Origin of the sequence: Perlucidibaca aquatica (assembly GCF_001676655.1) — a bacterium.
Taxonomy (GTDB): Bacteria; Pseudomonadota; Gammaproteobacteria; order Pseudomonadales; family Moraxellaceae; genus Perlucidibaca; species Perlucidibaca aquatica.
The window spans coordinates 88,424-102,165 of record NZ_LZDB01000002.1 but is presented as its reverse complement, the minus strand read 5'-3'; the positions used below and the strand labels follow the sequence as shown (position 1 = coordinate 102,165).

The 13,742-nt window shown below is 55.6% G+C and carries 15 protein-coding genes and 1 tRNA gene; 3 read left to right on the top strand and 13 right to left on the bottom strand.

Features of this window, described 5'->3' with window-relative positions; all coding sequences use genetic code 11:
• Nucleotides 1-78: 78 nt before the first annotated feature.
• Together cysE and A8710_RS04090 are read right to left on the bottom strand one after the other, a co-directional pair.
• Nucleotides 79-840, bottom strand: a complete 762-nt coding sequence (gene cysE, locus A8710_RS04095) for a serine O-acetyltransferase (RefSeq protein WP_068858237.1) — start codon at nucleotides 838-840, stop codon at nucleotides 79-81.
• Nucleotides 833-1,693, bottom strand: a complete 861-nt coding sequence (locus A8710_RS04090; RefSeq protein ID WP_068858236.1) for an RNA methyltransferase — start codon at nucleotides 1,691-1,693, stop codon at nucleotides 833-835. Before A8710_RS04090 ends, cysE begins: the two co-directional genes overlap by 8 nt.
• A gap of 54 nt (nucleotides 1,694-1,747) precedes the next feature.
• On the opposite strand from A8710_RS04090, the gene suhB reads away from it, so the two are divergent.
• Nucleotides 1,748-2,563, top strand: coding sequence for an inositol-1-monophosphatase (gene suhB / locus A8710_RS04085; protein ID WP_068858235.1), 816 nt, complete (start codon nucleotides 1,748-1,750; stop codon nucleotides 2,561-2,563).
• Here suhB and A8710_RS04080 read toward each other — a convergent pair.
• The 7 genes from A8710_RS04080 to queA all read right to left on the bottom strand — a co-directional run bounded on the left by A8710_RS04080 (nucleotide 2,560) and on the right by queA (nucleotide 9,441).
• The gene (locus A8710_RS04080; RefSeq protein WP_157686277.1) at nucleotides 2,560-3,219 is read right to left on the bottom strand and encodes a hypothetical protein; all 660 of its coding nucleotides are present in this window, start codon (nucleotides 3,217-3,219) and stop codon (nucleotides 2,560-2,562) included. The two genes, suhB and A8710_RS04080, sit on opposite strands and share 4 nt — an antisense overlap.
• Before the next feature lie 100 nt (nucleotides 3,220-3,319).
• Nucleotides 3,320-3,994 (bottom strand): glutathione S-transferase family protein, encoded by a 675-nt coding sequence (locus tag A8710_RS04075; RefSeq protein ID WP_068858233.1) that lies wholly within the window; start codon nucleotides 3,992-3,994, stop codon nucleotides 3,320-3,322.
• Nucleotides 3,991-4,908 carry a protein translocase subunit SecF gene (gene secF, locus A8710_RS04070; RefSeq protein WP_068858232.1) on the bottom strand — a complete coding sequence of 306 codons (918 nt, stop codon included), beginning with the start codon at nucleotides 4,906-4,908 and terminating at the stop codon, nucleotides 3,991-3,993. The genes A8710_RS04075 and secF overlap by 4 nt, the downstream gene beginning before the upstream one ends.
• 9 nt (nucleotides 4,909-4,917) lie before the next feature.
• Complete coding sequence (gene secD, locus A8710_RS04065; protein ID WP_068858231.1) at nucleotides 4,918-6,774, bottom strand: protein translocase subunit SecD; 1,857 nt, start codon at nucleotides 6,772-6,774, stop codon at nucleotides 4,918-4,920.
• Nucleotides 6,775-6,832: 58 nt separating this feature from the next.
• Nucleotides 6,833-7,168, bottom strand: a complete 336-nt coding sequence (gene yajC / locus A8710_RS04060) for a preprotein translocase subunit YajC (RefSeq protein ID WP_068858230.1) — start codon at nucleotides 7,166-7,168, stop codon at nucleotides 6,833-6,835.
• A gap of 15 nt (nucleotides 7,169-7,183) precedes the next feature.
• Nucleotides 7,184-8,302: a tRNA guanosine(34) transglycosylase Tgt gene (gene tgt / locus A8710_RS04055; protein ID WP_068858229.1), complete on the bottom strand. Its 1,119-nt coding sequence runs from the start codon at nucleotides 8,300-8,302 to the stop codon at nucleotides 7,184-7,186.
• Complete coding sequence (gene queA / locus A8710_RS04050) at nucleotides 8,302-9,441, bottom strand: tRNA preQ1(34) S-adenosylmethionine ribosyltransferase-isomerase QueA (RefSeq protein ID WP_068858228.1); 1,140 nt, start codon at nucleotides 9,439-9,441, stop codon at nucleotides 8,302-8,304. The genes tgt and queA overlap by 1 nt, the downstream gene beginning before the upstream one ends.
• 89 nt (nucleotides 9,442-9,530) lie before the next feature.
• Here queA and A8710_RS04045 point away from each other — a divergent pair.
• Nucleotides 9,531-9,617 (top strand) — tRNA-Leu (locus A8710_RS04045).
• A 77-nt stretch (nucleotides 9,618-9,694) separates the two neighbouring features.
• Entirely contained in the window at nucleotides 9,695-10,336 is a 642-nt protein-coding gene (locus tag A8710_RS04040) for an RDD family protein (RefSeq protein WP_068858227.1), read from the top strand.
• A 6-nt stretch (nucleotides 10,337-10,342) separates the two neighbouring features.
• Here A8710_RS04040 and A8710_RS04035 read toward each other — a convergent pair whose 3' ends face one another.
• The 4 genes from A8710_RS04035 to lptF are packed head-to-tail and all read right to left on the bottom strand — an operon-like array spanning nucleotide 10,343 to nucleotide 13,597.
• On the bottom strand, nucleotides 10,343-10,762 hold the full coding sequence (locus A8710_RS04035; protein WP_068858226.1) for a hypothetical protein: 420 nt from the start codon (nucleotides 10,760-10,762) through the stop codon (nucleotides 10,343-10,345).
• Nucleotides 10,759-11,448: a PP2C family protein-serine/threonine phosphatase gene (locus A8710_RS04030; RefSeq protein ID WP_068858225.1), complete on the bottom strand. Its 690-nt coding sequence runs from the start codon at nucleotides 11,446-11,448 to the stop codon at nucleotides 10,759-10,761. The genes A8710_RS04035 and A8710_RS04030 overlap by 4 nt, the downstream gene beginning before the upstream one ends.
• Nucleotides 11,448-12,515 carry an LPS export ABC transporter permease LptG gene (gene lptG, locus A8710_RS04025; protein WP_068858224.1) on the bottom strand — a complete coding sequence of 356 codons (1,068 nt, stop codon included), beginning with the start codon at nucleotides 12,513-12,515 and terminating at the stop codon, nucleotides 11,448-11,450. Before lptG ends, A8710_RS04030 begins: the two co-directional genes overlap by 1 nt.
• Nucleotides 12,512-13,597: an LPS export ABC transporter permease LptF gene (lptF, locus tag A8710_RS04020; RefSeq protein WP_068860563.1), complete on the bottom strand. Its 1,086-nt coding sequence runs from the start codon at nucleotides 13,595-13,597 to the stop codon at nucleotides 12,512-12,514. The genes lptG and lptF overlap by 4 nt, the downstream gene beginning before the upstream one ends.
• Nucleotides 13,598-13,742 lie beyond the last annotated feature (145 nt).

Here is a 13,742-nt window from a genome sequence, read left to right as displayed (position 1 = left end):
ATCAGCCTCAGATTGCCAGACGCCGCGATCAGTAATTTAGGGGCAAGCATGACTCTAGAGTCCGCATGCCCCTGCCACTTAATCGGGTTTTACCGTAGCCAAAGTAGTGGCTAGTAGAGCGTCCGGCTTTTGATCGCAGACATTAATACCGGCCTCTTTCAGTGCTTTGCAGAACATATCCATGCGCGCTTCATTGGCCTGCATGTGATCCAAGATATCTCGCATGGCGTCCAACACAGGATCGGGTAAGTCAGGGTTAGCGGCGTAGGCCTGAAAGCCAATTTTTGCCGCATAGTCTCGGCGCGCCTGCTCTTCTGCATCCACTTCGGTACGAATAATGATGCGACCCGGTGTACCCACAACGGTGGCACCAGCCGGGACAGGTTTCACGACGACGGCATTCGAGCCAATACGTGCACCAGCCGAGACAGTAATCGGACCCAACACCTTGGCACCGGCGCCTACAACCACCCCATTTTCTAGCGTGGGGTGGCGCTTGCCACCATCCCAGGAAGTACCGCCCAGCGTGACGCCGTGATATAGAGTCACATCGTCGCCAATTTCAGCCGTTTCACCAATCACCACGCCCATGCCGTGATCGATAAAAAAACGACGGCCTATCTTCGCGCCGGGGTGTATTTCAATTCCGGTCCAAAATCGCGATAGGGTCGAAATGAAACGGGCCAGCCCTTTCCAATTCGCATGCCATAGCGCATGCGACCAGCGATGCGCCATCGCGGCATGTAGACCGGGGTAGTTTAGAAAAACTTCAAAGCGGGTCCGCGCAGCCGGGTCACGAGCAAAGACAGAGTCGATATCTTCTCGAATGCGTTCAAACATCGTTTTTCCCCGAAGACTTCGCGGTAAGAATAACGCCGCCACGGCCAACTTTTTCGCCGCTCAACGCCAATACGCGCTTAAAGAAACCACGCAACAAATTGTACTCTGGGCGATCCAATCGTGTCCGCCCAAACAGTCGGCGCAGACGCGTCATGATCTGACGGGGATTTTCCGGATCCAAAAAACCCACCGCAATTAGCGTGCGCTCGCAGTGCTCGTAGAACTGCGTCATGTCTTCGCCTTTGACCAACTCTTCATCCCATGGCACTAGCGTGATGGGCATGCCTTGCTGCTCCAGCGGATCGGGCACAGGCTGGGGACGCTGCGAGTACGTCCCGGTAAACTCATCACACGTATCTTCAGCCAACAAGCAGGCCATTCGGACTTCGTAGGCCAATACTTGCACCGCGGCGGCGACATTCAGAACGCCATAGACAGGATTGGTTGGGATAAACACATGGGCATGGCAGAGCATGAGCTCTTCATTAGTGAGGCCACGGTCTTCGCGGCCAAAAATGATCGCCACCTTAGCTCCCGCTTGCTCATGCTGCTGCGCGGTCGAGCCAGCGCTTCGCGCATCGAGCTGGGGCAAACCAATCGTACGATTGCGCGCGCTCGTGCCCAACACAAGCTGGCAGTCTGCAATGGCCTCCTCGAGCGTCGCGACGACCCGCGCGTTGGCGAGCACATCTGATGCACTAGAGGCCAGGGAGCTGGCATCGGCATGCGGAAATTGTTTCGGTGCCACCAAAACGAGGTCGTAAAGACCCATCGTTTTCATGGCGCGTGCGGCGGCACCGATGTTAGCCGGCAACGAGGTGTTGACGAGGATGATGCGAGTCGAGATGTTCATAGGTCGCGCATGTTACACTATGCGCTTCAACCGTTCTTTATCAGAGTCTGTTCCATGCAACCCATGCTGACCATGGCGCTGCGCGCCGCTAACTTGGCCGCCGACATTATCGCTAAGGCCGCCGATCGCCTCGACCTCGTCGATGTCGAAGCCAAAGGCCTTAACGACTACGTAACACAAGTCGATAAAGCCGCCGAGCGCGCCATTATTGAATTTGTCCGCAAGACCTACCCCACCCATGCCATTCAAGCGGAAGAGTCAGGCTTTCAGGCGGGCAAAGGTGGCGAACAGGAATGGCTCTGGATCATCGACCCGCTCGATGGCACCACCAACTTCATTCATGGCTTTCCGCAATATGCGGTGTCCATTGCTATTCAGCAAAATGGCGTGACCGAGCATGCGGTGGTACTGGACCCGATGCGCCGCGAAGCCTTTAGCGCCAGCCGTGGCGGCGGTGCCGCCATGAATGGCCGTCGCCTCCGTGTGTCGGAACGTCGTGGCTTGGAAGGCGCGCTCATCGGTACCGGCTTCCCCTTCCGTCCTGACCAAATGCATGCGATGGATGGCTATTTGAATATGTTCAAAGCCGTGGCCGGTCAGACAGCAGGCTTACGTCGTGCAGGCTCGGCTGCGCTAGACCTCGCTTACGTAGCTGCGGGTCGTCTAGATGGCTTCTTTGAGTTTGGCTTAGCACCCTGGGATATCGCCGCGGGCGAACTGATTATTCGTGAAGCAGGTGGCTTGGTTTCAGATTTTACCGGTGGTCACGGCTATCTGGAATCCGGCAATATTGTTGCAGGCAACGCTAAGGTGTTTAAAGGCTTGCTAACGACGCTAGCACCGCATTTACCCGAAGCCTTAAAGCGCTAAAGTCCTTTGAACTGATGTGAAATGCCTATGCGCAAGTTACTAAAGTCATAGGCATTTTCAATCTGCTTGGGCTGACTCAAGTCAGCCCAACGGGCTTCCAGAAACAAACTGGCATCGCTGAACTGTCGACGCACTCCGAACAGCCCTTCGTAAGCACTGCCCTTGGTCATTTGCATCATGCCCGCACTGGCATACGCCGAATAGCTATCGCTTAGTTTGTATAGGCTGTCTATGCCTACACCCATACCGAAATTACTGCTGCTCACCAAATTTTGGCTAGGGCTAGACCACTGATAGCGAACCACTTCGGCTCGTGGCGAAAACGAAAAATCACCCGCGCTGGGCAAGTTCCAAGACAAGCCATTGCGCTGCTGACTGAGACTGACCGCATCTCCGTTTTCACAGCCATTTGCTTGGCAAGCCACACCGTCCAGTTTTGACTCGCTACTCACCAGACTTAAACCGACATTGGGGGCATTAATTCCGCCCTCAATGGCATCAAAAGCACTGCGCAGTCGCTTTTCTTCAGGGCTCAGGGGCTTCAATGTTGCAGGTAACACAGCGAAGAGGTTTTTTAAGGACAGCCACGGCTGAAGCTCGGCACCGTAAGCACCGCCTGCCGAGAGAGAAATTGCCAATACCAGCTTCTTTTTCATAGCCATCACGTTCACTGAGTGAAGTATGCGTAAAGAATTGCCTAAATTTTCAACAACAACAAGCCACTTTTGTGACTGCTTTGTAGTACTTGCGTGCCCATCAGCTCATCAGCTGGTAGGGACCACCCTGCTCCAAGGCACGCTGATAGGCAGGCCGGTCATGGATTTTCTGCAAAAACGCCGACACTTTGGGCCATTTTTTATCTAAACCACCACGTGCTGCAGCGGCCTCCAGCGGAAAACTCATTTGAATGTCCGCTGCTGAAAAGCTGTCGCCAGCAAACCACTCGTGGCGACCCAACTCCGCTTCAAAGTAGTTCAGTTGCTGCAAGATTTGCGGATCAATAAAGCTTTTTTGAGCGCCTTCCGAGACCTTACGCACCAAAGGGCGCAGCAGGGCTGGCAGGGCCGGCGACTTAGGCAAGAAGGAAAAGACCAGCTTAAGCAACAAGGGTGGCATGGCCGAGCCTTCGGCAAAATGCAGCCAATAGGTATACCGCAGGCGCTCAGGGGTGCCTAGCGCGGGCTGCAATCGACCCTGGCCATAGCGCTCGACGAGATACTCAATAATCGCACCCGACTCCGCCACGGTAATGTCGTCATCAGTAATAACAGGCGACTTACCCAAGGGATGCACCGCTCGTAACTCAGGCGGCGCTAACATCGTCTTGGCATCCCGCTGATAGCGCACCACCTCATAGGCCAAGCCCAACTCTTCTAGCAACCAGAGAATACGCTGCGAGCGCGAATTATTGAGGTGGTGGACGCGAATCATGGACGGTCATCCTCTTCTTTGCTGACTTCAACAATAAAGTCTTCTTTTGATAGACCCATGGCTAAAGCGTAACTGGTCGCAATGTAAATCGATGAGTAGGTGCCTGCAAACAAGCCAATCAACATCGCCACCGAGAACCAGTGCAAGGCGGGCCCGCCCACCAGTAGCAGGGCAAAAACCACCAGTGCCACTGTTGCAACGGTCATGATGGTACGACGCAAGGTTTCAGTGAGCGAAATATCGACAATTTCAATGGCATCGGCTTTGCGTAATTTGCGGAAATTTTCGCGAATACGGTCGAAGACCACGATGGTGTCGTTAAGTGAGTAGCCAATAAGTGCCAATACCGCCGCCAGCACGGTGAGATCAAAGGGCAAGCCTAAGAGCGAGAACATCCCAACGGTGAACAACACATCATGGAAGAGCGATATCACGGCGCCGACGGCAAATTTGAAGCGGAAGCGAACCGCCACATACAACATCATCATGACCAAAGATAAGCCAACAGCCATCAGCGAGTTAGCGTAGAGCTCGTCACCCACTTGCGAGCCCACGCTATCGACTTGGCGAACCACGGCAGGGTTACCCGGCGTACTCGCTAAGTTAGCAATTTTCTGACCCAGACTAGTGGCATCGCCCGGTTGCGGCGGCATACGCACAATCACTGAGTTTGCATCGCCCAGATATTGCACGACCGCATCGTCCACATTGGCCGCTGCCAGTGCTCGGCTAATTTCCTGTTGCTGTACCGCTTGCTCAAAATGCAACTCAACGGCCGTGCCTCCGGTGAAGTCCAAACCTAAATTCAGACCCTTAGTCACCAATGACACAAAACCCACTAATACCACGGCAGCCGAAAAAATGGCCATGCCGCGGCGGAACCGCATGAAACGAATAATCCGGGGCTCAGACATGACGCGTCCTCAAATACTCAAGCGGGTGACGCGACGGCCACCATAAATTAATTGCACGAGGCCACGCGTAAACGTAATCGCCGTGAACATCGAAGTGAGAATGCCGATAGCCAACGTCACGGCAAAGCCTTTAATGGGGCCGGTACCGATCGAAAACAGGATGACGGCGACAATGAGCGTGGTTAAGTTGGCATCCAAAATTGTGCCGTAGGCTCGATCGTAACCAGCCACGATCGACGAGTGCGGTGACAGACCACGCGCAACCTCTTCACGAATACGCTCAAAAATCAGCACATTGGCGTCCACCGCCATACCCACTGTGAGGACAATGCCCGCAATACCGGGCAAGGACAGCGCAGCACCAATAGTACTCATCACCGCAATCAGCACCGCGACGTTAAAAAACAGTGCCACATTGGCCACCAAGCCGAAGACACGGTAAAAAATCGCCATGAATATAGCCACCAACGCGAAACCGACTTGCGTGGACAGCATGCCCTTGTCGATGTTGTCTTGGCCTAGGCTAGGACCTACCGTGCGTTCCTCAACAAAGTACATGGGCGCAGCCAAAGCGCCGGCACGTAACAGCAGCGCGAGCTCTTGACCTTCAGCCGGCGAATCCAAACCGGTAATACGGAATTGCGAACCGAGCACCGACTGAACCGTGGCCACGTTGATGACGCGTTTGTCCACATACGGCTCACGGACTTCCGTCACTTTGCCGGCTGCATCCGTATCAAAGCGCACGCGTTGCTTGTTTTCCACGAACAATACGGCCATCTGGCGACCCACGTTGTCGCGAGTGGCATCTGCCATTAGGCGTCCGCCGCGGGTGTCCAAATTAATATTGACTTGGGGCTGGGAGAACTCGTCGAAACTCGACTGCGCATTGGTGACGCGCTCACCCGTCACAATCTTACGCTTCTCCAGCAACACCATGCCGCCCTGACTGCGCTCGAAACGCTCAGTGCCGGGTGGCGTGGTAAAGCCTTCTGCGGAATCCATGCTGGTAAAGCGGAACTCCAGACTGGCTGTACGACCCAGAATACGTTTCGCTTCAGCGGTATCTTGCAAGCCAGGCAATTCCACCACGATGCGATTACTGCCCTGACGCTGCACGACGGCTTCCGCCACACCCAGCTCATTGATACGATTTCGCAGCGTGGTTAAGTTCTGACCAATCGCATAGTCAGTGATTTCACGACGTTTGGCTGGCGTGAAATCCAGCGCCAGGGTTGGCCCCTCAGCACCTTCCACTGCCGTGCCCAGAAAATCAGGCAGATCCGTGCGCAGTAAGGCCAGCGCCTCATCACGGTCCGCAGCGGAGGCAAAGCGCACCTCTAGCGCCCCATTAGGCAGCTCAGAGACCGTGCGATAGCTCAGCTGTTTGTCACGCAACAGCTTTTTAATATCGACAACATAGCCTTCTTGACGCTGCTCAAGCGCTTTGTTGACGTCCACTTCCAGCTTGAAGTGCACGCCACCCCGTAAGTCCAAACCTAGCTTCATCGGCTTACCGCCAATGCTGCTCAGCCAAGCGGGTGTGGTCGGTGCCAAGTTCAGCGCCACCACATAGTTATCACCCAAAGCACGGCGTAAGATCGCCTGCGCCTGGACCTGCTGTTCTGGCGTTTTCAAGCGCAGCAGCACGCCTTTGGCCTGCACTTCATCACCATGGTGAGGTATTTTCGCCTCGTCCAAAGCAAAGGCGGCGCGCTTAAGTAAATCCGCATCCACCGGCACACTGGCTTGTGAACCCGAAACCTGCAAAGCGGGCTCATCAGGATAAAAGTTAGGAAGGGCGTAAATAGTACTGACCATCATGACGACGAAGATCAGAGCAAATTTCCAGGCGGGGAAACGCATGCGAACACCTGCAGACACAAAAAAAGAAAGCGCCCAACGGGGTCGGGCGCGGGAACACTCAGAGGCTCTTCAGCGTACCCTTTGGCAGGCTGGCAACCACGGAAGCTTTCTGCACTTTGACTTCTAAGGAGTCATTCAATGCAATCACGGCAAAGTCGCCTTCAAGTTTAACGATGCGACCCAATAAGCCACCGGCAAACACGACTTCATCACCCTTTTGCAGGTTATCAATGAGTGCGCGCGCTTCTTTTTGACGCTTGGCCTGTGGGCGCCACAGCAAAAAGTAGAAAATCACCACAAAACCGACCAGCATCACCAACTGGCCCGTCATGGACGGTTGACCAGCAACAGCAGCGCCACCTTCAGCCATGGCATCAGAAATCAGGAAACTCATTACAACACTCCAGTTTTAAGGGTTAAGCGGGGGCGTGGGCAAGCCACGTCGGGCATAGAAATCATCCACGAAGGCCTGCAATCTACCGGTTTCAATAGCGCCGCGCAAACCCGCCATGAGGCGTTGGTAATAGCGCAGATTGTGGATGGTGCCGAGCTGAGCACCGAGCATCTCGCCACATTTATCGAGGTGATAGAGATACGCACGCGTGAAGCCGGTACAGGCCTCGCAATCACAGTGCGGATCGAGCGGACCGGTGTCGGTCTTGTACTGGCTGTTGCGAATACGCACGATGCCGTCGGTGACGAAATAGTGGCCATTGCGCGCATTGCGGGTGGGCATGACACAGTCGAACATGTCGATGCCACGGCGCACGCCCTCGACCAAATCTTCAGGCTTGCCAACACCCATCACATAGCGCGGTTTGTCGGCGGGCAAATGCTCTGGCAAAAAGTCCAAGATACGAATCATGTCTTCCTTGGGTTCTCCCACGGACAGTCCGCCGATGGCATAGCCGTCGAAACCAATCGCCTCTAGCCCCGCCAGCGATTGCAAGCGCAAATCTTCGTACATGCCGCCTTGCACAATCCCGAAGAGGGCATTGGGGTTATCCCCATGCGCTTCCTTCGAGCGCTTGGCCCAGCGCAGCGACAGTTGCAGCGACTTGTCGGCTTCTTGATGTGTGGCCGGATACGGCGTGCACTCGTCGAAAATCATCACGATGTCCGAGCCGAGGTCACGCTGAATACGCATGCTTTCTTCGGGACTGAGGAAAACCTTGCTGCCATCGACCGGCGACTGGAACTTCACGCCCTCTTCGGTGATCTTGCGGAGCTTACCCAAGCTGAACACTTGGAAGCCGCCGGAATCGGTCAGGATAGGCCCCTGCCACTGCGTAAAATCATGCAGATCGCCATGCGCCTTGATGACTTCGGTGCCCGGCCGCAGCCACAAATGAAAGGTATTGCCGAGAATAATTTCCGCACCGATGGCGTGAATATCCCGAGGCAACATGCCCTTGACCGTGCCATAGGTGCCCACCGGCATAAAGGCCGGTGTTTGCACCGTACCGCGATCAAACGTGAGTTCACCGCGACGTGCTTTGCCGTCGGTGGCTTTAAGGGTGAATTGCATCAGGACTCCGAAGGCTGACTCACGCCACTAGCCGCGAGCTCAGGTGAGGTGAGGTCGCGGGCAATGAACATGGCATCGCCATAACTGAAAAAACGATAACGCTGAGCGATGGCTTCGGCATACGCCGCCAGCACCGTTTCGCGTGATGCCAGCGCCGACACCAGCATGAGCAAGGTCGACTCGGGCAAATGAAAATTGGTCACCAACGCATCCACCAGCTGCCAAGGATAGCCCGGCGTGATGAACATACGGGTATCGCCCGCAAACGGCTTGAGCGTTTCAACGGAACGCCCGTTACCGGCGGGAAAACCAGCAGCCAACGACCACGAATCAGGATCAACGCCCTGCCCCGCCCATGCGGCCGACTCCAAGGCACGCACACTCGTCGTCCCTACAGCCACGACACGACCACCCCGGGCTTTCGCCGCTTGCACGGCAGCCACGGTCTCGGGGCTGAGTGTCAGCCACTCGGCATGCATCACATGATCGCGCACATCGTCGGCACGTACGGGCTGAAACGTGCCCGCCCCCACATGCAAGGTCACAAAGGCGGTTTCAATGCCACGATCACGCAGCGCAGCCAACAAGGGCTCGTCAAAATGCAGCCCTGCGGTGGGCGCTGCCACCGAGCCGGCTTCTTTTGCATAGACCGTTTGGTAGCGCTCTAAATCGGAGGCTTCGGCCGCCCGGCCAAAGTATGGCGGCAGCGGCATTTCACCGAGACGGGCCATAATGCCTTGCCAGGGTTCGTCGGCCACTAACAGAAACAGATCGCCGACCCGTTCGCGCATGCAGACGCGCGTACCATCGGCCAACAGCAACTCACTGCCGGGCTTGGGCGACTTGCTGGCGCGCACATGCGCCAAGGCTTCCTGCGGCGACGGCAGTCGCTCAATAAGAATTTCTGTTTGCCCGCCACTGGCTTTGCGGGCAAACAAACGCGCCGGCATCACACGTGACTGGTTAAACACCAGCAAATCACCGGGTGCTAACAGTGCCGGCAAATCTCGCATACCACGATGCGCCACAACGCCAGTGTCCGCCTCCAGACAAAGCAAACGCGACGCGCTGCGCTCGGCTAGGGGATAGCGCGCAATCAGCTCATCGGGCAAGTCGAAATTAAAATCACTGCGCTGCATTCCATCCACACTCGGCCAGAAAATGGGTGCGCAGTATAACAGGGCTTGACGACCTGCATGGCATCGCTATAATCCGCGCACCTTCTCGGGCCGAGATGGCGGAACTGGTAGACGCAGCGGACTCAAAATCCGCCGGTGGAGACATCGTAAGGGTTCGATTCCCTTTCTCGGCACCAATTTTTACCTCGTGTTACCTCTCTAATTTGCTTGCAGTCCGTTACCATTCAGCTGTCTTAATGCTTGAGCGGAAGTCATGTCTCGTCGCACAGTTGCTCGCAAAAAACGTACCCCAGCCGCATTAGCCCCTACCACCCAAGCGCTGCCCCGCGCTGGCGTAGGCGTTCGACTCATTGCCTTGGTCTACGACAGTCTTTTGCTGGTTGCCTTGGTTGCGGTCATTAACGTGATTGTGATTGCGCTATTCACCCCATCCGCAGCTGCGACCGGCAGCACCGCCACCCTGCTCTCGCCGGCGATACGCCAAGGGCTGATGTTTCCTTTGTCGTTTGCAGCCATTTTCCTGTTTTACGGTTATTGCTGGACGCGCAGTGGGCAAACGCTGGGCATGCAAACCTGGCGTTTGGAAGTACGCGACCTGAATGGGCAACGCCTGACGTGGATGCGTAGCTTTCAGCGCTTTTTAGCGGCCTGTGCCTTGCCATTTCTGAGTGCCACCGCCTCATGGGTGCTAAACCCGCAGGATGCCAAAGCATTGAGCTGGAGTGTCGCCATCGGTTTTGCGGCGAACTATCTCTGGGCCTTGCTGCCCTTCAGCGTGGGTGCGGGGCGCAGCATGCACGACCAACTGTCGCAGACCGCTGTCTTGCGAGTGCCTGCGCCCGAGCGCAAACCGTATCGATTTTTAGGTCTATTTGGCGATAAGTCGCAGCACTAATGCCGCTTAGAGAGTACTGACGTAGTAGAAGGTAGCGATCGCCAACGCCAAGAACAGCGTCCACCAAGGCAGCTCAGCCAGCCGTGAGACAAGCTGCTGAGGTGCCATGGTACGAAACTTGAACGTGGGCAAGGTCGGCAGTCTGACCGTCTTGAATGACGGCCATTTGAATTCCCACGAGAACCGAGATCTATTCTGCCAGCGCTCACGCCAACTGATTCGCACCGGAGCAACCACGGGTTGCAGGCTGGCCAGCGCTTCTGGCGTTAAGTCCTGGCTCAAATCATGCCAAGCTGCCTCTACGGAGCTGAGCATATCGCGGCGGGTATGCCATGCCGTTGAAGCATCCAGCTCACCCGCTAACTGCAGGCGCACTAACTCCAGAAGCGCAGCATTCACTTCACACAAGTCATCACGTGAGTTCATGGCTGAATGCTCCGACTCGAGCTGATGGCATCCGTTTCCACCTCAAGAATGATCAAGCTGAGGTTGTCTCGCCCCCCAGCCGCTAACGCTTCTGCTACCAGCTCTCGCTGTGCCAACTCTGGCGCCTGCGCCAACCAATAGCCCAAGCGCGCATCGCTCAATTCGTTATGCAAGCCGTCACTGGCGAGTAAATAGCGATCACCTGCTTGCACACGCACCACAGCGAAGTCCGGCAAGAGCAGGCCATCGCCGATAAGTCGCGTAAGCTCATGACTGGCATCCAGATGGTCCTGCGTGAGACGGGTCAGGGCCTGATCGCGCCAGCGATACAGTCGCACATCACCCACCCAGACCACCAATCCCCACGTTTGCGTTAACCGCATTAAAGCCAGGGTACAACCCAGTGTGCGGCGTGGTATTTCCTGTTGAGCAAAGTCATGCAACTGATCGTGCACAGCCAGTACTAAATCTTCAATTTGATCGACCGCATCCGGCAAAGAGGACTTTAGCTCCATGTGCTCAATGGCATGTGCAAGGGCGGCACTGGCGACATTTCCGGCGTTAATGCCGCCCATGCCGTCGATGACAGCCCAAAGCCCGTCGTAATCGCGACACACTAACGCATCTTCATTTTGGGCTCGGCGATTGCCAATATCGGTTGCCGACCATCGCTGCCAGCTGGTCATCATCGCACCCGGTAAATAGCGTAGGCGCCAGCGCTGAGGCAGAGCGCAATGGGCAATAACGTGGCCCAGAATGGCGAGGCGTGAAAGAGCAAGCTGGCAAACCCGGCCGCATCCTGCGTGTAACGAAAAACCAGACCGACCAGCACACCCGTAATGATGCGTAAACCCAAGGTCACTGAACGCAAGGGTCCAAAAATAAACGAGCAGGCAATCAGCACCATCGAAAATACGGCTAAGGGACTGAGCGCTTTTTTCCAGAATTGCAGTTCGTAGTTTCCCGCATCCAGTCCCTGCTTATGCAAATACCGCGAATACAGTCGCAGGTCAGCTAAGCCCAGTTGCTCAGGGTCTGCCGCAGCCACGCGCAGAAAATTAGGGGTTAAACGCACCGGCCAGAGCAACTGCGGCTGTGTTGAGGTTTGGCTGCGGCCATCCGACAAAAAGGTGGTCACGCGCAGATCGCTTAAGCGCCAACCACTGCTGCCAAGGTATTCTCCCGTGGCGGCAAAACTGGCTTCCTGCAACAGGCCTTCGCTGTTGTATCGGTAACGACTCACACCGAGCAGCTGACCCTCTGGGGTCACGAGTTGGATGTTAATCAGCTCCTGCCCTTCGCGCTGCCAATACCCACTGATACGACCCGGCGTATAGTCTTGACCCTGGGCACGGGCTTTCAATGTTTCTGCGCGCTGATCGGTATGTGGGACCACAAATTCGCCCAAGGCCAGACCCATGATAATGATGCTCAGCGCACCGGCCATGACCCACGCCACAATGCGCGAAATACTCACTCCGGCAGCCCGCATGACGGTAAGTTCAGAGCTGGATGCCAGTGAGCCTAGGCCTACCAATGCACCAATAAGCGCCGACATCGGCAAAATCGTATAGATGTGACCCGGCATAACATACAGGGTGTAGCGGAAAGCATCCCATGCGCCGTAACTGCCTTTGACGTTATCCAATTCGCCAATAAAGCTAAAGACCAGATCAAGCCCAAGCAGCAAGGCCTGAACCAACAACATACTGGCCAGCACCGTCAGACTGACGTATCGCCCTAAACGACTCATTTGCTAGCACTCCGACGGGGTTTGCCATGCAACATGACCAAGGCTAAGAATAGATAAAGCCCATGCACGGCCCAATACGCACTGCTGCGTAATGACTCTTTTTCAACACCGTTTTTCACAGCCGCCAGCAGCACCACATAGCTCAAATACAACACGATTGCGGGCAACAATTTGAGATAGCGTCCTTGCCGTGGATTAACTTTGGCAAGAGGCAAAGCCAACAAAGCAATGATCGGCACCATGAATACCAAGGAAGTACGCCAGCCCCATTCAGCCGCGGCCATGGGCGAGTTTGTGCGTTCTTGCCAAAGCGCCGGCGTTGATAACGCCGATAAATCCTTGCCGGCCACTGGCGTTTCCGTTTGCTTTAAACGTAAGCGGTAACTTTCAAACGCCACGCGTTGATAGTCGGCGCTGCCAGCACGCAACAGCCAGCGCTCACCATTGCGTAATTCGACGGTATCGGGACCAAGAATGGGATCATTAACGCGTCGACCTTCGCGCGCCCTGACAATGACCTGTCGCTCTCCCGTGGCTTGATCATTCTCTGCACGCGTCTCTAACAACACTACCGAGCGCAAAACGGAGCGATCAGGGCTTAAATCGGCATACAGCATGCGCTCCCCAACCCGCTGAAAGCGCCCGGGCTGAATCAATTCAAAGGTACTTCGGTTGGCTTGCTCAGCATAAATACGATTGGATTCGGCAACCCCGCTGGGCGACCACCAAAGCGCCATCAACGCGGTTAAGCCCATCACAAAGAGCATGCTAGGCAGCAGCCAGCGCATGAGGTGTTGAGGGCCAATCCCCGCCGCCGCGAGCACGGCAATTTCATTGTCTAAATAGAGTCGGCCTAGCGCCAACAAAAGACCAATGAAAAGACCCAGAGGCAAAATGAGCTCGAGAAAACCCGGCAAGCGATACCACAGCACGGCGGTGAGCAGGTCCACCGCAATTTTGCCATTCGCCGCCTTCTCGAAAAACTGAATGACGCGGCTGCTCATCAGAATCACCGTGAGCAAGCCGGCTACCGCAAAGCTGGTCGCCAAGACTTGCGTGGCGAGGTATCGACGGATGATCACACAGGCGTCCTTGAATAAACGACACATTGAAAATAGCGATCAGGGCATGTGCTTCGCACTGGCAAAAGCCGTCCTGACCATTACACTAGGGCGAGATTATCAAACATCCATCCGGCTTTGTCTTGCCACATGATGTTACCGCCAT

What these genes read in the sequence shown, in the direction of transcription:
- cysE (WP_068858237.1), bottom strand. Translation starts at nt 840, where the DNA reads ATGTTTGAACGCATTCGAGAAGATATCGACTCTGTCTTTGCTCGTGAC.
- A8710_RS04090 (WP_068858236.1), bottom strand. Translation starts at nt 1,693, where the DNA reads ATGAACATCTCGACTCGCATCATCCTCGTCAACACCTCGTTGCCGGCT.
- suhB (WP_068858235.1), top strand. Translation starts at nt 1,748, where the DNA reads ATGCAACCCATGCTGACCATGGCGCTGCGCGCCGCTAACTTGGCCGCC.
- A8710_RS04080 (WP_157686277.1), bottom strand. Translation starts at nt 3,219, where the DNA reads ATGAAAAAGAAGCTGGTATTGGCAATTTCTCTCTCGGCAGGCGGTGCT.
- A8710_RS04075 (WP_068858233.1), bottom strand. Translation starts at nt 3,994, where the DNA reads ATGATTCGCGTCCACCACCTCAATAATTCGCGCTCGCAGCGTATTCTC.
- secF (WP_068858232.1), bottom strand. Translation starts at nt 4,908, where the DNA reads ATGTCTGAGCCCCGGATTATTCGTTTCATGCGGTTCCGCCGCGGCATG.
- secD (WP_068858231.1), bottom strand. Translation starts at nt 6,774, where the DNA reads ATGCGTTTCCCCGCCTGGAAATTTGCTCTGATCTTCGTCGTCATGATG.
- yajC (WP_068858230.1), bottom strand. Translation starts at nt 7,168, where the DNA reads ATGAGTTTCCTGATTTCTGATGCCATGGCTGAAGGTGGCGCTGCTGTT.
- tgt (WP_068858229.1), bottom strand. Translation starts at nt 8,302, where the DNA reads ATGCAATTCACCCTTAAAGCCACCGACGGCAAAGCACGTCGCGGTGAA.
- queA (WP_068858228.1), bottom strand. Translation starts at nt 9,441, where the DNA reads ATGCAGCGCAGTGATTTTAATTTCGACTTGCCCGATGAGCTGATTGCG.
- A8710_RS04040 (WP_068858227.1), top strand. Translation starts at nt 9,695, where the DNA reads ATGTCTCGTCGCACAGTTGCTCGCAAAAAACGTACCCCAGCCGCATTA.
- A8710_RS04035 (WP_068858226.1), bottom strand. Translation starts at nt 10,762, where the DNA reads ATGAACTCACGTGATGACTTGTGTGAAGTGAATGCTGCGCTTCTGGAG.
- A8710_RS04030 (WP_068858225.1), bottom strand. Translation starts at nt 11,448, where the DNA reads ATGACCAGCTGGCAGCGATGGTCGGCAACCGATATTGGCAATCGCCGA.
- lptG (WP_068858224.1), bottom strand. Translation starts at nt 12,515, where the DNA reads ATGAGTCGTTTAGGGCGATACGTCAGTCTGACGGTGCTGGCCAGTATG.